The sequence below is a fragment of the Streptomyces sp. NPDC015171 genome, from assembly GCF_043079545.1.
Taxonomy (GTDB): Bacteria; Actinomycetota; Actinomycetes; order Streptomycetales; family Streptomycetaceae; genus Streptomyces.
The window spans coordinates 631,948-652,050 of the sequence record NZ_JBIBUO010000001.1 but is presented as its reverse complement, the minus strand read 5'-3'; the positions used below and the strand labels follow the sequence as shown (position 1 = coordinate 652,050).

Annotated in this window: 13 protein-coding genes; 12 read left to right on the top strand and 1 reads right to left on the bottom strand. The window is 74.0% G+C overall.

Annotation, left to right across the window (positions count from 1 at the left end):
• Positions 1-104: 104 nt before the first annotated feature.
• From ACF073_RS02950 to ACF073_RS02900, 11 genes are all read left to right on the top strand, one after another.
• Positions 105-1,037: a 3-oxoacyl-[acyl-carrier-protein] synthase III C-terminal domain-containing protein gene (locus ACF073_RS02950; RefSeq protein WP_392066299.1), complete on the top strand. Its 933-nt coding sequence runs from the start codon at positions 105-107 to the stop codon at positions 1,035-1,037.
• Between the two features lie 31 nt (positions 1,038-1,068).
• Positions 1,069-2,469, top strand: a complete 1,401-nt coding sequence (locus tag ACF073_RS02945) for an ATP-grasp domain-containing protein (RefSeq protein ID WP_392066297.1) — start codon at positions 1,069-1,071, stop codon at positions 2,467-2,469.
• Between the two features lie 2 nt (positions 2,470-2,471).
• Positions 2,472-3,755, top strand: a complete 1,284-nt coding sequence (locus tag ACF073_RS02940) for a type III PLP-dependent enzyme (protein WP_392066295.1) — start codon at positions 2,472-2,474, stop codon at positions 3,753-3,755.
• Between the two features lie 27 nt (positions 3,756-3,782).
• Positions 3,783-4,061, top strand: coding sequence for an acyl carrier protein (locus tag ACF073_RS02935; protein ID WP_392066293.1), 279 nt, complete (start codon positions 3,783-3,785; stop codon positions 4,059-4,061).
• Positions 4,062-4,063: 2 nt separating this feature from the next.
• A complete protein-coding gene (locus ACF073_RS02930; protein WP_392066292.1) occupies positions 4,064-4,960 on the top strand; it encodes a hypothetical protein in 897 nt (298 codons plus the stop codon).
• A gap of 7 nt (positions 4,961-4,967) precedes the next feature.
• Positions 4,968-5,783, top strand: coding sequence for a hypothetical protein (locus ACF073_RS02925; RefSeq protein WP_392066290.1), 816 nt, complete (start codon positions 4,968-4,970; stop codon positions 5,781-5,783).
• Positions 5,780-6,940, top strand: a complete 1,161-nt coding sequence (locus ACF073_RS02920; protein WP_392066288.1) for an acyl-CoA dehydrogenase family protein — start codon at positions 5,780-5,782, stop codon at positions 6,938-6,940. The genes ACF073_RS02925 and ACF073_RS02920 overlap by 4 nt, the downstream gene beginning before the upstream one ends.
• A gap of 56 nt (positions 6,941-6,996) precedes the next feature.
• Positions 6,997-7,707 (top strand): 4'-phosphopantetheinyl transferase family protein, encoded by a 711-nt coding sequence (locus ACF073_RS02915; protein WP_392066287.1) that lies wholly within the window; start codon positions 6,997-6,999, stop codon positions 7,705-7,707.
• A gap of 161 nt (positions 7,708-7,868) precedes the next feature.
• Positions 7,869-10,064 (top strand): MMPL family transporter, encoded by a 2,196-nt coding sequence (locus ACF073_RS02910; RefSeq protein ID WP_392066285.1) that lies wholly within the window; start codon positions 7,869-7,871, stop codon positions 10,062-10,064.
• Positions 10,065-10,306: 242 nt separating this feature from the next.
• Positions 10,307-10,597 carry a helix-turn-helix transcriptional regulator gene (locus tag ACF073_RS02905; RefSeq protein WP_392066283.1) on the top strand — a complete coding sequence of 97 codons (291 nt, stop codon included), beginning with the start codon at positions 10,307-10,309 and terminating at the stop codon, positions 10,595-10,597.
• Between the two features lie 153 nt (positions 10,598-10,750).
• A complete protein-coding gene (locus ACF073_RS02900; protein ID WP_392066281.1) occupies positions 10,751-11,488 on the top strand; it encodes a BTAD domain-containing putative transcriptional regulator in 738 nt (245 codons plus the stop codon).
• Between the two features lie 161 nt (positions 11,489-11,649).
• On the opposite strand, the gene ACF073_RS02895 is transcribed toward ACF073_RS02900, so the two are convergent.
• On the bottom strand, positions 11,650-18,756 hold the full coding sequence (locus tag ACF073_RS02895) for an amino acid adenylation domain-containing protein (RefSeq protein WP_392066279.1): 7,107 nt from the start codon (positions 18,754-18,756) through the stop codon (positions 11,650-11,652).
• A 231-nt stretch (positions 18,757-18,987) separates the two neighbouring features.
• On the opposite strand from ACF073_RS02895, the gene sbnA reads away from it, so the two are divergent.
• On the top strand, positions 18,988-20,091 hold the full coding sequence (gene sbnA / locus ACF073_RS02890; RefSeq protein WP_392066277.1) for a 2,3-diaminopropionate biosynthesis protein SbnA: 1,104 nt from the start codon (positions 18,988-18,990) through the stop codon (positions 20,089-20,091).
• Positions 20,092-20,103: the final 12 nt, after the last annotated feature.

Genomic DNA, 20,103 nt, shown 5'->3' with positions numbered 1-20,103 from the left:
CGGGCATACGGCTGTCCGGACCGCGTCCGTCCGGAACGGCCCCCCGGCGCAACGGTCAGCAATGTTTCAGTCCATCGTCAGCGGTGGACGCGAGGGTTGTGGGCATGACGTCGATCGTGGCAGTCTCCAGCTGCCTTCCCGACACCATCCCGATCGCCCGGTTCCACCGTGAACTCGGGCTCACGGACGTCCAGTTGCGGCGCTACCAGCGCTTCTACGGGCTGTCGGACGTGTGCCGCGACCCGGAGGCCGACGAGACGCGGCTGCTGCTGCGCGCCGTGGCCAAACTCGCGGAGCTGTACGGGCAGGAGGAGCGGGTCAAGTACGTGCTCCAGGCACGCACCATGCCCGCACCGCTGCCGTACCCGATGACCTCGCTCGGCCCGCTCCAGGACGAGCTGGGGCTGCGCCACGCCACCGGATTCGTCGTCTCCCAGCACGCCTGCGCCTCGGGCCTGCTCGCCGTCGACATGGCCGGCACCCTGCTCGCCGCCGACCCCGATCCCGACGCCCTCGCCCTCGTCCTGACCGGCGAGAAGGCCGGCACCGGGCACAACCAGTCCATCCCGGACGTCACCGTCATGGGCGAGGGCACCGCCGCGCTGCTCGTCAGCGCCGACCGCACCGGCCGCAACCGGATGCTCGGCTACGCCGCCCGCACCCACAGCCGGTTCGGCGCCGAGTTCATCATGGGCGCCGAGGCCGCCGCCGACTTCCAGGACCGGTACGGGCCCGGCCTGTGCGAGGTGATCACCGCTGCCCTCGACGAGGCCGGCTGCACCCTCGACGAGGTGGCCCTCGTCCTGCCGCACAACGTCAACCGGCTGTCCTGGATCGGTGTGTGCCGCACCCTCGGCCTGCCCCTGGAGCGGGTCTTCCTCGACCTGGTGCCGCACACCGGGCACTGCTTCTGCGCCGATCCCTTCATCAACCTGCAGCGGGCGGGCGAACTGGGCCGGCTGCGCCCCGGCGACCGCTATCTGATGACCAGCGTCGGCCTGGGCGCGACCTTCGCCGCCATGGTCTTCGAGCACTGAGCCCGCGCACCCGAGAGATCACGAGGTCGATATGCAATCACCGCCCCCCGGCTTCACCGGCCGCCTCAAGCGCGCCGTCACCGGTGACGCGGGCACGCCGCTGGTGTTCCTCGGCAACTTCGAGGTGGAGAACCAGTGGGCCCTCGGCGAGCCCGCCCTGCCCCGGGTCGCCGCGCACGCGGGCAGCGCCGTCGTCAACCGGATGGACGAGTTCGCGCTGCTGCTCGGCGGAAAGGACGACCACGTCGTCCTGAAGACCGCCCTGGACGAGGGCTACCGCGCCTATCTGGAGGGGCTCGGCCTCGCCCTGCCCACCGTGCACGTGGTCGCGGGGCAGGAACCCCGGCGCACCGTCAGCGAGGACGCCCTCGCCGACGACGGGCTGCTGCGCACGCTGTCCGCGCTGGCCGCCGACGGCGCCCGGCTGACCGCGCACGGCATCTCCACCGTCGAGGAGGAGCTGGCCGGGCGGACCGGGCTGCGGCTCGCCGCCCCGCCGGCCGACCGGTGCAAGCACGTCAACAGCAAGGTCTACAGCCGCCGGCTCGCCGACGAGCTGGGCATCCGGCAGGCGCGCGGCTGGGCCTGCGAGACGCTGGAGGAGCTGGCGGCGGCGGTCAGCGCGGCCGGCGAGCTGCTCGCCGCGGGCAGGAAGGTCGTCGTCAAGGACGCCTTCGGGGTGTCCGGCAAGGGCATCGTCGTCGTCGACAACGAGCGCACGCTCGCCCGGCTGCACCGCATGGCCGCCGCCCAGGCCGCACGCGCCGCCGAGGCCGCGGGCACCGCCGTCCGCACCGCGCTGGTCATCGAGGAGTGGGTCGCCAAACGGGCCGACCTCAACTACCAGTTCACCGTCGGCCGCGACGGCGACGTGCACTTCGACTTCGTCAAGGAGCTGCTCACCGAGAACGGGGTCCACAAGGGCCACCGCATGCCCGCGCGGCTCACCGAGCGCCAGGTGGCCGAGGTCCGCGACACCGCGCACCGGCTCGGCGGACGGCTGGCGGCGGACGGCTACTTCGGCGTCGTCGGCGTCGACGCGATGGTCGACCCGGACGAGGGCCTCTACCCCGTGGTGGAGATCAACGCCCGCAACAACATGTCCACCTACCAGGCCGTGGTGCACGAGGTGCTGGCCGGCCCGGACGACGTCGCCGTCGCCCGCCACTTCACCGTCCGCCCGCACCGCCCGCTGCCCTTCGCCGAACTGCGCGAACTGCTCGGCCCGCTGCTGCTCACCCAGCCCGGCGCCCGCCCGCACGGCCTGTTCGTCAACAACTACGCCACGGTCAACGCCGCCGCCGCCGACGCCGGCGAGAACGGCTTCGAGGGCCGGCTGTACGGGGTGCTCCTCGCGGCCGACGACGCCGGGATCGAGGCCCTGGACACGGACATCACCGGCCGCCTGGCGGCCCTGACGGAACGGAGCTGAAGATGAGCGACGCCTTCGAGGTGCAGGGCCTCGGCATCGGCCGGCTCGCCGAGGAGTTCGGCACCCCGCTGTACGTGTACGACGGCGCGGAACTCACCAGCCGCTTCCGTGACCTGCGCGAACGTCTGCACCCGGCCCTTGAGGTCTTCTACTCCCTCAAGGCCAACCCCAACATCTCCGTGTGCGCCCTGCTGCACCGCAGCGGCGCCCGCGCCGAGGTGTCCTCGCTCACCGAGCTGGTCACGGCCCTGCGTGCCGGGGTCCCCCCGCACGACATCATCTTCCTCGGCCCCGGCAAGAGCGCCGCCGAGCTGGCCGCCTGCCTGGACGCGGACATCCACGCCATCGTCTGCGAGAACCTCGACGAACTCGCCCTCATCGACCGGGCCGCCCGGGAGCGGGGCGTCACCGCGCGGGTGGCGCTGCGGGTCAACCCGGCCTTCTCGGTGAAGGGCTCGGGCCTGACCATGGGCGGCAAGCCCCGCCAGTTCGGCATGGACGAGGAGCAGCTGCTCGCCGAGGGTCCCGGACTCGCCGACCGGTACGAGGGCGTACGCCTCATGGGCGTCCAGGTGTACCTCGGCACCCGGATCCTCGGCGAGGACACCGTCGTGGACAACACCCGGCGCATCCTGGACCTGGCCGAGCGGGTCGCGGAGCGGATCGGCTTCCCGCTGGAGACGGTCGACATCGGCGGCGGTCTCGGCATCGCCTACTTCGACAACGAGAAGGACCTGGACCTCGCCGAGCTGACGACCCGGCTCAACCCGGTCGTCGAGGCCTTCCGCACCCGGCACCCCGACACCCGCATGATCATGGAGCTGGGCCGGTTCCTGGTGGCCGCGTCCGGCACCTACGTCACCCGGGTGCGCTACACGAAGACCTCCATGGGCGAGAACTTCGCGGTCACCGACGGCGGCACCAACCACCACATGGCGGCGGTCGGCATCGGCTCGTACGTCAAGCGCAACTTCCCGATGGCCGCGCTGGAGCGCCTCGGCGAACCGCCCACCGAGCCCTGGAACATCACCGGGCCGCTGTGCACCCCGAACGACGTCATCGGCAAGAAGGTGCCCATGCCGCCGCTGCGCGCCGGCGACCTCGTCGGCGTGCAGCGCTCCGGCGCCTACGGGCCGACCGCGTCGCCGGTGCACTTCCTCAGCCACGGCTACCCGGCCGAGGTCCTCGTCCTGGACGGCGAGGCCCATCTGATCCGGGAGCGCGACGACACCGAGTCGATGCTCGGCCGCCAGCGGCTGTACGACGCCGGTCCCGGCGCGCACTGAACTCCCGACCCCGACAAGGAGAACGACATGACCGAGAACACCGCAGCCACCCTCACCGACCGCGCCCGCTACGTGGACGCCGTCCGCCAGGGCCTGACCGAGGTGCTGGACAAGGACGTCTCCGGCGCCGAGGAGGGCGTCCGGCTCTTCGACGAGCTGGGCCTCGACTCCAGCAGCGCGCTGGAGCTGCTCATCACCATCGAGGAGATCGTCGACGTGCAGTTCGACGCCGACGAGCTGGAGATGACGCACTTCGAGACGGTCGGTTCGCTCGCCGACTTCGTGGCGGCGGAAGCGGGCGCCTGAGCATGTTCCGCGCGACTGCGGCCGTACGGCCCGCGTCCCCGGCCGGCGCCGTGGACGGCGGGCCGGGCGGGACGGGTGTGCCGCGGCTGGTGCGGGCCGGCCGGTACGCGCCGGACGGGCCCGGCACGCCGTATGTGCCGGCCGCGGACCGGGAGGAGTTCTTCCGGCAGCTCGGTGCCCCGCACGGGGTGCCCTTCGACCGGGCCGGGTTCGCGGCGGCGCCCCGGCGGACCTCCGTGGAGCTGGCCCGGGGCGCGCTCGCCGGGCTGGGTCCGCTGTCCGCCGAGGAGGGGCCCGAGGTGGTCGTGGTGGCCTGTGCCGCCCCGGACTTCGAGCACGCCGAGCTGGTCGCGTCCTGTGTGCGGGGCCTGCTGCCGGGCGAGCCGCTGGCGTTCGGCCTGTCCGACCAGGGCGTGCTGGCACCGTTCAGCGCGCTGCGGGTGGCGCTGGAGTACGCCCGGCGCTGCGCCTACCGCCGGCTGCTGGTGCTGGCCGTCGACCAGAGCAGTCAGCCCTTCGCCGTACCGGAGGGCCATCCGGGCGCCGTGACGGCCGACGTGGCCGTGGCGCTGCTGTTCGAGTGGCGCGGCGCGGGGACCCCGGTGCACGGCATGGCACAGCAGCCCTGGCGGGTGCCGGGGCCCGCGGTGCCGTGGGACCCGGAGCTGCCGCTGGTGGCGGGCGCCGGGGTGCGCTCCGCCGTGCCCGGGGTGTGGCCCTGGGCCGCCTGGGCCGGGACCGGGCAGCCGGCCACGGCGGTGTGGTCGGCCCTCGCCGACCTCGCGGGCGGCGGCCCGGCCCGGGTCGTCGTCGCCGACCACGACCCGGAACGCGAGGTGCTGGCCCACTGCACGCTGGATCTCGCGTGCCGGACGACGACGGGGAAGACGGGGGAGTGAGCGGACGATGACGGTACCGCCCGAGATACGGGAGCACTGCCTGCGGGCCCGCGCGAGCGCGCGCACGGACGGCCTGGTCCCCGCGCTGACCCTGCTGGTGCGCGCCCTGTCTCCCGAGGCACCGCCGCGCGGCCCGCGCGGCCACGCGGTCCTGCCGAGGGAACTCCTGGAGGAGTTCGCGGCGGAGGAGGCGAAGGAAGCGGCGGAGGCGGCGGCGAGGGAGGCGGCCTCGGAGCACGTGCCGGTGACGGAGATACCGGCGACGCCGACGACGGGGACGCCGTCGGCGCCGAGCGCTCCGGAGGCGTCCCGTCCCGCCGCCGCGGCCGATGACGGCGGTCCGCTGGCCGGGCTCGCCGTACTGCGGCCGGAGGACGGTGGCGCCCGGGGCGCGGCCGACGCCGCGCCGCCCGCGTGGGGATGGGCGCTGGCCTGGCTGCGGCTCGGGATGTCCGAGCGGCTCCGGGACGCCTGTCTGGCCCATCTGGCCGCCCGGCAGAGCGAGGGCACCTCCCTGCTGATGCAGCAGATGGTCAAGGGCACGCTGGCCGACGTCCTGCTGGAGCACCTGGAGATCGAGGGCGTCCTCGACGACCTCGGCACCGGCCGGACCGGCCCCCTCGGCCCGCTGCGGCCCGCGGCGGACGACCGGCACCTGGCCGGTCTGCAGGAGCAGATCACCCGGACCGACCGGGCGCTGCTGCGGCTGCTGGGCGCGTACGGCTTCACCGCGGAGGGACCGGGCGCCGGCGCCCACGCCTCCGAACTGCTCGCCGACGCCTACGGCGCGGCCGGCCCCGGCACCGGACGGGAGGACGCGTGATCAGCCTGCCCGCCTCGCTGGCCACGGCACACCGTGAGGTGCGCCGCTGGGCCGACGACCTCCGGCAGTGCGCCCTGGAGCTGGACCGGGACCCGGACGCCGTCCACCGCTATCTGGACCTGCCCGCCGTGCGGTTCCTCGCCGGCCATCAGGTGCCGCCCGACTGGGAGCGGGCGGGCCCGGCACCCGGCAGCGGACCCGCGCACGGCCTCGCCACCCTGGAACGGGTGCTGGTCAGCGAGGAACTGGCGCGCGGCGACGCCGGGATGATGCTGGCCTCGCCCGGCCCGTCGATGTGCGGGGTGCTGCTCGGCGTCCTCGGCGATCCCGGGCAGCGCGCGTGGTTCCACGGCCGGCTCGCCGAGCGGCCCCGCTGGACCTGCTTCGCCCTGACCGAGCCCGACCGCGGCTCGGCCATCGGCGAGATGACGAGCACCCTCACCCCGGTGGGCGACGGCTCCTACGTGCTGGACGGCGAGAAGCGCTACGTCGGCAACGCCGCGCGCGCCGATCTGGGTGCCGTCTTCGCCCGGGTCGCGGGCACCGACCGGCTCGGGGTGCTCGCGGTGCTCGTCGACACCGCCGACCCCGGTTTCCACGCCGAGCCGCTGCCCACGCTCGGGCTGCGCGGCGCCCAGCTCACCCGGATCCGGCTCGACGGGGTGCGGGTGCCGGCCGAGCGGGTGCTGGGCGCGCACCTGCCGCCGACCCGCCGCGGCATGTGGAGCATCGTCAGCGTCTTCAACCAGCTCAGGCCCAGTGTCGCCGCCATCGCCCTGGGCATCGCCCGGGCCGCCCACGACTACGTCGGCGAGCACCGGCGGCTCCTGCGCGGCCCGGAGCGGGAGGCGTACGAGGAGCTGGGCCGGCGCATCGACGCGGCCCGCTCGCTGACCTACCGTGCGGCCCTCGCGGTGGACCGCAGGCCCTCCGCCGGCCATCTGGCGTCGGCGGCGAAGGCCAGGGCCTGCGAGGTCGCCGAGGAGGTGACGCTGCGCGCCCTCGGCTTCTTCGGCCCCGGTGCCCGGCTCGACCATCCGCTGCTCGACAAGTGGGCCAGGGACGCCCGCGGCGTGGAGTTCATGGAAGGCGCCCGGAACATCCAGAGACTCAACCTGTTCCAGGGCCTCCACACCGGAAAAGTGGGCCGGAACTGACGATGCCGCCGCACCCGACACCCCGCCCCGCGATATGCCCGACCGATGTCGACGAAGTGGAGATCTGGCGGATTCCGCTGGAGTCCGGGACGGATCCGGAAGGATATCCGCGAGAACTCGAAGACATCCTGGACGAACAGGAGAAGGAACGGGCACGCCTGGGTACGGAAAGCGGAATGCGGCGGCGTTTCGTCGTCGCGCACGCCGCCGTGCGGATCATCCTCGGGGCACGGCTCGGCCGCGCCCCGGAATCGGTGCGTCTCACCCGGGGCCGCTGGGGAAAGCCCCGGCTCGCGCACGAGGACGGACCGCATTTCAGCCTGTCGCACTCCGGTGAACTGGCCCTGCTCGCGCTCGCCCCGCGCCCGGTCGGCGTCGACGTGGAGAAGCCGCGTGCGGGACTGGACCCGGTGCGCCTGGCCGAGCGGTTCTTCCCGGCCGAGGAGAGTTCCTGGGTGGCCCGCGACGGCCATCTGGCCTTCGGCCGGCTGTGGACCAGGAAAGAGGCGTGTGTCAAAGCGGCCGGCGGCCGGCTCGCGCAGGGAATGGCGCTGCCCGTGGGCCGGTGCTCGGGACAGGCCGTCGTCCGGGATCCCACGGGCTCGCTGCCCGGGCCCTGGCGCGTGCAGGACGTACCGCTTCCCGGTGCGTACGCGGGGGCCGTCGCCCTGCTCGGCGACGGCCCCTTTTCCGTGTCGTGCCGTGTGTGGTATCACATCCCGCCAGAACAACCTGACTCCGTGTGGCACGCATTGGGTGTCAAGTAGAGAAAACTCCCCCCACATCGGAGTACTTGTACCCGTGATCGCGCTTCGGCCCTTCACTAGTTTTATGGTCGCGAGGAGCGCGCCAATGTACCGGCCGGATGCCGAAACTCCGGTCCGTTTCCCGTGATCCGGGTATTTCTTTCGAGGAGGGGAGAGCAGACGTGGCAGGCAGGAACCTGATCACCAGGACCGCCCGGTGGAGCGCCGTTCATCCGTGGTGGGCGATGACGCTCTGGGTGGTGTTCGTGATGGGCGCCCTGGCGGTCGGCGGCATGACGGGCACCAGGTCCGCCACCGACTCGGACCTGGCCATCGGGCAGTCCGGGCGGGAGGCGGCCCTGGCGCGCAGCGGCGGCCTGGAGAACCGCGCGGTGGAGAACATCCTGGTCACTCCCTACCGGGGCACCCTGGACCGGGCCGCCGCCGAGCGGGCGCTGGGCGAGACCGTCGGCGCGCTGAAGGGTGCCGAGGGGGTCGCCTCCGTCGGCAGGACCGTCTCCGCCCCGGACGGTTCGGCGCTGCTCGTGCCCGTGACGCTCGCCGGGGACCCCGAGACCGCTGCCGACCGGGTCGGGCCGCTGCTGGAGAAGGTGGCGAAGGTCCGGGACGCGCACAGCGACGTACGTGTCGAACTCGTCGGCGCCGGCTCCATCAAGGCGGGCCTGAACGACCTGCTCGACCGGGACCTGGGCAAGGCCACCGTGCTGAGCCTGCCGGTGACGCTGGTCGTGATGGTCTTCGTGTTCGGGGCGATCGTCGCCGCGAGCGTCCCGGTGCTGCTCGGCATCTCCTCGGTGCTCGCCGGGCTCGGCCTGTGGGGGGTGGCCTCGCAGCTGGTGCCCGACCCCGGTCCGGTGACCCACATCATCGTCCTGATGGGCATGGCCATCGGCGTCGACTACTCGCTCTTCTATCTCAAACGGCAGCGCGAGGAACGGGCGCTGGGCGCCGACAACATCGACGCCATCGAGATCGCCGCCGCCACCTCCGGGCACTCCGTGATGATCTCGGGCCTGGTCGTGATGGCGTCCATGGGCGCGCTCTACCTCGCCGGGCACATCGCCTTCGAGTCGATGGCCACGGGTGCGGTGCTGGTGGTCGCGATCGCGATGCTCGCCTCGCTGACCGTGCTGCCCGCCATGCTCTCCAAGTTCGGCCGCTACCTGGACAAGCCGCGGGTGCCGCTGGTGTGGCGGCTGACGCAGAAGGGCGGCGTCAAGCCGCGGCTGTGGTCGGCGATGCTGAAGCCGGCCCTGCGGCACCCGGCGCTGGCGCTGATCCTGTCCGTGGGCGCGCTGCTGGCCCTCGCCGTGCCCGCACTCGACCTGCGGCTGAAGGCCACCGGCATCGACGACCTGCCCCGGTCGATCCCCGCGATGCAGTCCAACGAGCGGCTGACGCGCTCCTTCCCGAGCCAGGCGGACACCCACACGGTCGCCGTCCGGGTGCCGGCGGGCCATGACGCGGAGCTGGCGAAGGGCGTCGGGGCGCTCGTCACCCGCGTGCGGCACGACGGGCTCTTCGTGCACACCCCGGCGCCGGAGGTGCGGACCTCGCGGGACGGCCGGGTGGCGACGATCGCGGTCGGCACGCGCTTCAACAGCAGCTCGCGGCAGGCCCAGGAGTCCCTGTCCCGGCTGCGCCAGGACATAGCCCCGGCCACCGTCGGCCGGATCGAGGGCGCGCGGTGGGCGGTGGGCGGCAGCGACGTCGCCTACGACGTGGACTACCGGGCGAACGTCGTGCAGAAGATGCCCTGGGTGCTGCTGGTGGCCCTGGTGTTCACCTTCCTGGTGATGGCGGCGGCGTTCCGGTCGCTGGTGCTGGCGGCGATCACGGTGGTGCTGAACGTGCTGTCCGCCGTGGCCTCCTTCGGGGTGCTCGCGCTGATCTTCCAGCGGACCTGGGCGGAGGGCCTGCTGGGCTTCGAGTCGACCGGGCGGGTGGTGGCCTGGCTGCCGCTGCTGCTGTTCGTGATCCTGCTGGGCCTTTCGATGGACTACCACGTGTTCGTGATCAGCCGGATCCGGGAGGCGGCGCGCGGCGGGCTCGGCATCCGGGAGGCGGTGGAGCAGGGCATCACCCGCACCGCCGGCGTGGTGACGAGCGCGGCGGTGGTGATGGTCTGCGTCTTCGGCCTGCTGGCCTCGCTCAACTTCATCGAGATGAAGCAGCTGGGGGTGGGCATGGCCTGCGCGGTGCTGCTGGACGCCACGCTCATCCGGATCGTCGTCCTGCCCTCGGTGGTGATGCTGCTGGGCTGGAAGACCTGGTGGCCCTCGCGCCTGGCCCACCAGGACGAGACACGGACGGTGCGCGTGCCGTCCGCGGTGGCGGGGCGGGCCACGGTGTCCTGAGGAACGCCGTGCGGAATTGAATGCTCCGGTCCGCGACGGCCGGGGAGACGGGTGATCCCGTCTCCCCGGCCGTTTCACATGGCGTGCCCTGCCGCGCTGTGAATTTCTCCGGAGAACTTCTTTGTCTGCGGTGGCGGATGGGAGAGCGCTACACTCGGTCCCGCGTTCGACGGAAACAAGCCGACATAGGTTTCCGGCGTACGTTGACGGGGGAAGTGGGGCGATCACGGGGGAGAGGCCCTATGCACGGTGACGACGGCCTGCCGTCGACTCGGTGGCAGTATCAGCTCGCCCAGGTCGAGTCGCTGTCGGAGCGCGAGAGGCAGGTCTTCTCGCTGCTGGGAGCAGGGTTATCGAATCGCGCCATCGCATCGAGGTTGCGGGTGACGGAACGTACGGTGAAGGCGCATGTCGCGAATATCCTGGCGAAGCTGAAAGTGGAATCCCGTCTTCAGGTGGGCCTCGTCGCCCAGGCTCACCTGCTCATGTACGAAGGTACAGTGTCAAACCGGCCAGACTTGACTGATACTTGATCAGTTCTGACTCTCTGGCGTTTTCACTCTGTCGAGTGCCGCAAAGCGAAACCCACGGTTCCGTGACTGCCCCGTAGGTCGCGAGGTGGGGGCTTGTGACCGGTTTTTATGAGTAGGGACGGGAATTTGGTGCACATTTCCATATTGGGTCCGTTGCTGATCGGGGACGGTCAAAAGACCATCGGCATACGGGCGAAGAAGATTCGCGTGATGTTGACCATGCTGGCGTTGAATCCTGGTCAAGTGGTCGCCTTCGACGAACTGATCGACGAACTCTGGGGCGAGGCGCCGCTGAAGAACACCCGGAACGCCTTGCAGGCGAATGTGCGGCGCATGCGGAAGTCCCTGGCCGAACTGGGCTTCGCGGACGGGGAGGAGGGGGTGATCCGCACCGTCGACAACGGCTACATGCTCGACGTGTCGGAGGGCTCCCTCGACGCCTACCGCTTCCTTCGCCTGGCCGAACAGGGCGCGGGTCTGGTCGGCCGGGAACCGCTCGAGGCCATCCGGCTGCTGCGCGAGTCCCTCGCCATGTGGCGCGGGCCCGCCCTGCTGGACGTGAGCGACGGACCGCGCTGCCGTGCCGTCGCCCTGCGTCTCGATGAACAGCGCAAGAGCGCGCGAGAGGATCTGATCCAGGCGCAACTGCAGGCCGGCGAGGCGGGGGTCGTCGTTGCCGAGCTGAAGCAGCTGCTGGCTCAGTATCCCGAGCGCGAACGGTTCAGTGAGCAGTTGATGATCGCGCTCTACCGGTGCGGCCGCCAGTCCGAGGCGGTCGACATCTTCCACCGCACCCGCAAGTGGCTCGACGAGGAACTGGGTCTCAAGCCGAGCCAGCGGCTGCACACGCTCTACCAGGCGATCCTGATGCAGGACCCCTCGCTGCTGTGACCAGCTGACCAGCTGACCCGCTGAACAGCCGTGACGGCTGCACAGCTGAACAGCCCTGACCGCTGACCGGTCGTGACCCGCTCGACGGCCGGGACCAGCGACAGAGTACGGCGAAGCGCCGACGGCGTCCCACTGCCGCCGGCGCTTCGCCGTGCGTACGCTCAGACCGCGCGCAGGGCGCCCTCGACGAGCGCCCCGATCCGCCGTACCGCGTCCCCGCCGAGCATCTCCTCGTGATCGCAGGCGATCTCGTGCACGGCCGGCGCCCCGTCCACGTACGGCAGCCAGCGCCCGGCGAGTTCACCGGTGGGGGCCGCCTGCCCGCGCGTCGCGACGAACAGGGTCAGCGGTCCGGCGAACCGCCCGGGGGTGAACTCCCGCGCGATGTCCGTGTGATGGCGCATCACCGTCATCAGCCGGTCCAGGTCCCGCTCCCCGATCGCCGTCCCGCGGGCGTGGTGGGCGAGGAACGCCGACCGGATCTCCTCGTCACCGGGGTTGCGGTCGCCGGGCGCCACCGGGAAGGCGTCCAGGGCCCCGAGGAACGCCACCCGCTCGCCGGCCGCCTGCAGCCGTACGGCCATCTCGTGCGCGACCAGCCCGCCGAACGACCAGCCCAGCAGGTGGTAGGGGCCGTGCGGGCGCACCCGCCGCACCCGCTCCACGTACGCGGCGGCCAGCGAGCCCACGTCCGCCGGCCGGTCCCAGGCCCCGGGTCCGGCCGCGACACCGTCGGACTGGAGCGCGTACACCGGCCGGTCCGGGTCCAGATGCGCGGCCAGCTCGGCGAACGGCAGCCCGAACCCGACGCCGCCGTGCACGCAGAACAGCGGGGCGGCGCCGCCGTGCGGCCGGATCTCCAGCAGCGGCACGGCCGCCGCCTCCCGCGCCGTGGCCGGGGCCGCCGCGGCGGCGAGCGCCGCCACCGTCCGGTGCGCGAAGACGTCGGACAGGGCCAGCGTCAGCCCGGCCTTGGCGGCCCGGCTCACCACGTCCACCGAACGCAGGCTGTCCCCGCCCAGCGCGAAGAAGTCCCCGTCCGCGTCGACCCCGTCGAGACCGAGGACCTCGCAGAAGACCCCGGCCAGCGCCTGCTCCGACGGGGTGCGCGGGGCCCGGCCGGCCGCCGCGGGCGCCGCGGCGCCGGGCGCGGGCAGGGCCCGTACGTCGAGCTTGCCGTTCGCGGTCAGCGGCAGCGCGGGCAGCGACACCAGCGCGGCCGGGACCATGTGGGCGGGCAGCGACTCGGCCAGATACGCGGTCAGCACCGGTACGTCGACGGCGGCCACACCCGGTACGGGCACCACGTACCCGGTCAGCCGGCCGCCGCCGTCCGCCGGGGTCAGCACCACGGCGGCCTGCGCGATCACCGGATGGCGGGTGAGCGCCGACTCGATCTCGCCCGGCTCGATGCGGAAGCCGCGCAGCTTGATCTGCTGGTCGGCGCGGCCGACGTAGTCCAGCTCGCCGTCCGCCCGCCAGCGCACCAGGTCACCGGTGCGGTACATCCGGGTGCCGGGCGGCCCGTAGGGGTCGGCGACGAACCGCTCCGCCGTGGTGGCCGGCCGGCCCCGGTAGCCCTGGGCCAGGCCGGCGCCGGCGACGTACAGCTCCCCGGTGACCCCGTCCGGCACCGGCGCGAGGGCCGCGTCCAGCGCGTACACCCGGACATTGGCCAGGGGGCGGCCGATCGGCGGCCTTCCGCTGTCCGGGGCGAGCGGGGCGCTGAGCGTCGCGGCCACCGAGATCTCGGTGGGGCCGTAGGCGTTGCGCAGTGTCACCCGGCCCGCGACGCGCTCGACCACGGCGGGCGGGCAGGCCTCCCCGCCGACCATCAGGCACAGGCCGCGCGGCAGGGCGGCCGGGTCCGGGAAGCGGCCGACGACGGTCGGCGGCAGGATCGCGTGGTCGATGCGCTGCTCGGCGAGGAACGCGGCGAGCAGCGGGGCGGACAGCCGGCTCTCGGCGCTCGCCATGACCAGGGTGCCGCCGGAGAACAGCGACGCGGCCAGCTCCCACACGGTCGCGTCGAAGCTGAACGAGGCGAACTGCAGCGCCCGGGTGCCCGGCCCGGTCCCCAGTTCCTCCTGGTGGTGGGCGACCAGGTGGGCCGCGCCCGCGTGCGGCACGGCGACCCCCTTGGGCCGCCCGGTCGAGCCGGACGTGTAGATGACGTACGCGGTGTCCCGCGCCGACAGCGGACGGGCCCGCTCGGCGTCGGTGAGGTCGGCGCCGGACAGCGGGGCGGCGAGATCGGCGGTGGCCGGGTCGTCCAGCACCAGCGGGGAGGTGCCGTGCGGCACCCGGCCGGCGCTCTCCCGGACGGCGAGGACGGCGGCGGGGGCCGCGTCGCCGAGCATGTAGGCGATGCGCTCGGCCGGGTAGTCCGGGTCCACGGGCAGATAGGCCGCGCCCGTCTTCAGCACCGCGAGCAGCGCCGTGACCGTGTGCGCCGAGCGGGGCAGCACGAGGGCGACCACGGTGCCGGGGCCGGCCCCGTGGCCGAGCAGCAGCCGGGCGAGCCGGTTGGCGTCCGCGTTCAGCCGCCCGTACGACACCTCCGCGGCTCCGGGCACGACCAGTGCCGCACGGTCGGGTGCCGCGGCGGCGTGCGCCTCGAACAGCGCCGGCAGGGTACGGGCCGGGCGGGGCCGCACCGGTCCGTGCCGCCCGCCCAGCAGGGCGCGGCGCTCGTCCGCGGGGAGCAGGGCGAGCGCGCTGAGCCGGGCGCCGGGGGTGCGGGCCGCGTCGTCGAGCAGCACGGCCAGGGCACCGGCGAGCCGGCCGGCGGTCGCCTCGGTGAACAGGTCCGCGCTGTACTCGAGGCGGATGTCGAGCCCCTCCGGCCGGCCCCCGGCACCGAGGCGTTCGGTCACCTCGAAGGCCAGGTCGAACTTGGCCGTGCGGGACGGCACCGGCTCCACGGCGGCCGTCAGCTCCGGCAGCGCGGGCAGCGGGTCGCCGCCCGGGGTCACCGAGAGCACCACCTGCACCAGCGGATGCCGGGCGAGGGACCGCTCCGGCCGCAGCTCGTCGACGAGATGCTCGAACGGCAGCTCGGCGTGCGCGTACGCGGTCAGGTCCGTCTCCCGCACCCGGTCGAGCAGCTCGGCGAACGACGGGTCGCCCGAGGTGTCGGTGCGCAGCACCAGCGTGTTGACGAAGCAGCCGACCAGATCGCGCACCGCCTCGTCGGCCCGCCCGGCGACCGGGCTGCCCAGCGGGATGTCGGTGCCCGCGCCGAGCCGGGTCAGTACGGCCGCGAGACCGGCCTGGAGCGCCATGAACAGGCTGGCACCGGCGCCCCGGGCCAGCTCCGCGAGCCGGGCGTGGGCGGCGGCGGGCAGCACCCGGGTGACCGTGGCGCCGCGCTGCGAGGACCGGGCGGGGCGGGGGAAGTCGGCGGGCAGCTCCAGCTCCTGCTCCATGCCGGCCAGCGCCTTGGCCCAGTGGGCGAGTTCGGCCGCCAGCAGGCTGTCCGGGTCGTCCTTGGCGCCGAGCAGCTCGCGCTGCCAGCGCGCGTAGTCGGCGTACCGCACGGGCAGCGGCGGCCAGTCGGGCGCGCGGCCCGCCCGGCGAGCCGCGTAGGCGGCGGTGAGGTCGGCGGCGAGCGGGCCGAAGGACCAGCCGTCGGCCGCTATGTGATGCACCGTCAGCAGCAGCACGTGCAGGTCGTCCGCGAGTGCGAACAGCCGCGCCCGCACCGGGATCCGGGCGGCCAGGTCGAACGGCTCGGCGGCCTCGGCGGCCAGCGCGGCGGCCAGCTCGTCCTCGTCCGCGACCGGCACCACCGCGAGAGCGGCGTCCGCCTCCTGCGGGGCGAGCACCAGCGGCACCGCCCCGGCCTCGGCCGCCACGAACACCGTCCGCAGCGTGTCGTGCCGGGCGACCACATCCGCCACCGCCGCGCCCAGCGCCCCGGTGTCCAGCGGGCCGGACAGCCGTACCGCCAGCGGGATGTGGTAGCTGGCCGCCGCGCCCACGCGGTCGAGGAACCACAGCCGCTCCTGCGCGTACGACAGCACCACGGGCGCCTCCGGGTGCGCCGCCGCACGCAGCGCGGGCCGGGCCCGGCCCCGCTCGCCTCCCGGCGCCGGCTCGTCGCCGGAGCCGGGCAGGGCGCGCGCCAGCGCCTGGGCCGAGCGGGCGTCGAACAGCGTGCGCAGCGGCACTTCCGCGCCCAGCTCGGCCCGCAGCCGGTTGACGACCCGGATCGCGGACAGCGAGTGGCCGCCGAGCGCGAAGAAGTCGTCGTCGGCCCCGACCCGGTCGAGACCGAGGATCTCGGCGAACACCGCGCACAGCAGTTCCTCGCGCGGCCCGGACGGCGGCCGGCCGGTGCCCGCCCGCCGCTCGGCGGGCTCGGGCAGCGCCTTCCGGTCGACCTTGCCGTTGGGCGTCAGCGGCAGTTCGTCGAGGAAGACGTACACGGCAGGGACCATGTGCGTGGGCAACACCGCGGACGCGCGCTCCCGCAGCCGGTCGCGGTCGGTCCCTGCCGGTACGACATGGGCGACCAGGCGGGTGTCCCCGCTCGGGTCGGTACGGGCGGTGACCACCGCCCGCTCGACGCCGGGCTGTGCGCCCAGCACGGATTCGATCTCCCCCAGCTCGATCCGGTGCCCGCGGATCTTCACCTGGTGGTCGGTGCGGCCCCCGTACTCCAGGGCCGTGCCGTCCGGTGCCCAGCGCACCACGTCGCCGGTGCGGTACATCCGGGTGCCGGGCGGCCCCAGCGGGTCGGCCACGAACCGCTCGGCGGTCAGGCCCGGCCGGCCCAGGTAGCCGCGGGCGAGTCCGGTGCCGGCGAGGTACAGCTCGCCGAAGCGGCCGTCGGGCACCGGGCGCAGCGCCGGGTCCAGGACGTAGACCCGGGTGTTGGCGATGGGGCGGCCGATGGGCACCGGGCCGGCCGGCTCCGGGGGCAGCGGCGCCGCCGTCGACCAGATGGTCGTCTCCGTCGGGCCGTAGACGTTGGTGACCGAGGCGCAGTGCGCGGCCAGTGCCCGGGCCAGCTGCCCGGGCAGCGCCTCGCCGCCCACCAGGGCGCGCAGCCCGGCGAGGGCCTCGGCGTGGCCGCCGGCCAGGGACTGCCACAGGCTGGGCGTGGCCTGGAGCAGCGTCGCACCGCACGCCGTGATCAGCGCGGCGAGGGCGGCGGGGTCGCGGACCGTCTCCCGGTCGGCGACGACCAGCTCGGCGCCCGCCGCGAGCGGCACGAACAGCTCCAGGTTGGCGATGTCGAAGCCGAACGTGGTCACCGCGAGGAACCGGTCGGCCGGCGTCACCGCGCAGCGCCGCACCATGTCCGCGACCAGGTTCACCAGCGCCCCGTGCGGCACGACGACGCCCTTCGGCCGCCCGGTCGAGCCGGAGGTGTGGAGGACGTAGGCGGGGTGGGCGGCCTCCGGCGGGCCGGCCGGTGCCGCGGGGGCCCGGGACGTCGGCGCGGCCGGCGGTGCCGGTACGGCGTCCGGCCGGGCGGGGTCGTCCAGGAGCCGCAGGGTGCCCGTGAGCGCCGTGCCCATCGTGTCGAGCAGGGGGCGGATACGGCGGTGGGTGAGGGTGACCACGCAGGGCGCGTCCTCCAGCATGTGCCGCAGCCGCTCCGCCGGATGGTCGGGGTCGAGCGGCAGATAGGCCGCGCCCGACTTCAGGACGGCGAGCGCCGCGACCACCAGGTCGACCGACCGGTCGAGGGCGAGCCCGACCAGCCGCTCCGGGCCGGCGCCCGCGGCCCGCAGCTCCGCCGCCAGCCGGTCCGCCCGCTCGTGCAGCTCCCGGTACGTCAGCCGTTCGGTGCCGCAGCCGAGCGCCGGGGCGTCGGGCGTGCGCACGGCCCACTGCTCCAGCAGCGGCGCCAGCCACCCACCCGGTACCGGGGCCTCGGTGTGGTTGCGGCCGGTCAGGATCCGGGCGCGCTCCTCGGCGTCCAGCAGATCGAGCCGGCCGCACGGTTCGTCCGGCCGCCGGACGGTCTCCTCCAGCAGCCGTACGAGCCACCGTCCGACGCGCCGCGCCTCGGCCTCCGGGACGAGCCCCGGCACATGGTCGACGGCCAGTTCGAACGGCTCCCCGGGGAAGACCGTCACGGTCAGCGGGTAGTGCGTGGCGGACCGGATGTCCACGCCGGTCACCCGGGGACCCGCCGCGGCCGGTGCCGCGTCGGGGCCGCCCATCGGATAGTTCTGGAACAGCAGCACCGTGTCGAACAGCTCACCGCGCACCGCGGTCCGCTGCTGGATCTCCGCCAGCGGCAGGTGCTCGTGCGCCAGCAGCTCCGTGCGGGCCCGCCGCACCTGCGCGAACAGCTCCGCCGGGGTCAGCCCCGCGCTCACGTCGACGCGTACCGGCAGTGTGTTCGCGAACAGGCCCACCATCCGCTCGACCTCCGGCAGCTGGGCCGGCCGGCCGGAGGCGACGGTCCCGAACACCACCGTCTCCTGCCCCGTGAGCCGGGCCAGCAGCAGCGCCCAGCAGCCCTGCACCACCGCGCCCGCGGTCAGCCCCCGGGAGCGGGCGAAGCCGGCCAGCGCACCGGCGACACCGGCCGGCACCTCGATCGCGACCCGGTGCGGCAGCGCCGCACCCCCGGCCGCGCCGCCCCGCTCGCCTTCCGTGTCCCCGCCGCCCGGCACCAGCCGGGTCGGCTCCGCCACCCCGTCAAGGGCCCGCCGCCACGCCTCCCGCGCCGCCTCCGCGTCCTGCGCGCCCAGCCAGGCGAGATACGCCTGGTACGGCGGCACCGCCGGCCGTCCGGGCAGCGCGCCGCCGCCGCGCGATGCCACGAAGGTCTCGGCCAGTTCACGGGTGAGCGTGGCCATCGACCAGCCGTCCACCAGGATGTGGTGCACCGTCCACAGCAGCCGGGCCCGCCCGTCCGCTGCCCGCAGCAGGGTGAAGCGGTGCAGCGGCGGCCGGGCCAGGTCGAAGCGGGCCAGCCGCTCCTCGCCGGTCACCCGGTCGAACTCGCCGGCCGGCAGCCGCCGTTCCCGCCAGGGCAGCTCGACCGAGCGGGGCAGCACCTGTACGGCCTCGCCGCTCTTGCGGTGCCGGAAGCAGGCGGCCAGGTTCGGGTACCGGTCGAGCAGCGCGCCCGCCGCGTCCCGCAGCGCCCGCGCATCCGCGTCGGTCACGTCCGCGAGGTCGAGCACCAGTTGCAGCGCGTAGACGTCCGTGGCCTCCCGGTCGTAGGCGGCGAGGAACAGCAGACCCTGTTGCAGCGGTGACAGCGGGAGGACTTCACTGATGGCGGATTGCCGGTTCAAGCCATGCTCCTCACGGAAGAGCGGGGGAGGGGCGCGGCAGCATTTCCGGCCCGCACGATTCCAACCGGACGACGATTTCATGAGCACGCTGACGAACAACTGACCGTCAGCTGACGCCTGACGGCCCCGCCGATCCGGCCGGGAGCCGTCAGCAAACCGTCAGTCCACGGTCAGCGCACGTCGACAGGCTTGCCGGCGAGGCCCATTCGCCGCCGTAGGCCAGGAGTGCCAGTGCCGGTTATCACCGCGTCGCATGAATTCGATGTCAGCGACCTCTTCGTGAATCTTCAGCCGCTGTTCGGGCGCCGGCTGTTCCTGAAGGTCGAGGGATTCAACTTCGCCGGATCGATCAAACTCAAGGCCGCCCGCGAGATGGTCGCCCAGGCGGAGGCCGCCGGCCTGCTCCGCCCGGGTTCGACCCTGGTGGAGTCCTCGTCCGGCAACATGGGTGTGGCGCTGGCCCTGCTCGCGGCGGGCCGCGGCTACCGGTTCGTGTGCGTGACCGACACCCGCTGCAACGCGGTGACCCGGCGCACCATGGAGTCGCTCGGCGCCGAGGTGCACGTGGTCACCGAACCGCACGAGACCGAGGGCTTCCTCGGCGCGCGGATCCGGCACGTCGAGGCGCTGCTCGCCGCCGACGACAGCCGGGTGTGGCTGAACCAGTACCTCAGCCCCGGCAACTGGATGGCCCACTACCGCACCACCGCCCCCGCCATCGCGCGCCAGTTCCCCGACCTGAACGTGCTGTTCGTCGGCGCCGGCACCACCGGCACCCTGATGGGCTGCGCCCGCTGGTTCCGGGAGCGGCGGCCCTCGGTGCGGGTGGTGGCCGTCGACAGCGTCGGCTCCGTCACCTTCGGCGGCCCGGCCGGCACCCGGCACATCCCCGGGCTCGGCACCAGTGTGCGTCCCGCGCTGCTCGACGAGGGCCTGGTCGACGCCGTGGTGCACGTACCCGAGGCGGCCACCGTGCGGACCTGCCGGGCGCTGATGCGGCACGGCTTCCCGGTCGGCGGCTCCACCGGCACCGCGGTGACCGGCGCCCTGCGCTGGCTGGAGGAGCACTACGGCGACGGCGCCGGCGGGGTCCGCGAACAGATCACCGCGGTGACCGTCTCCCCGGACCTGGGCGACCGGTACATGGAGACCGTCTACCACGACGAGTGGGTGCGCGACGCCTTCGGCCCCGGCGCGCTGGCGGAGCCGGCGACCGGTCGTGCGGGCCTCGCGGAGCCGGCTGACGTGGCGGACCTGGCTGACGTGGCGGACCTGGCCGGTCAGGGGAGCGCGGGCGCCACCGCGCCGGCCGCCGCGACCGCCGTGGCGGACTGAACGGGCAGGGCG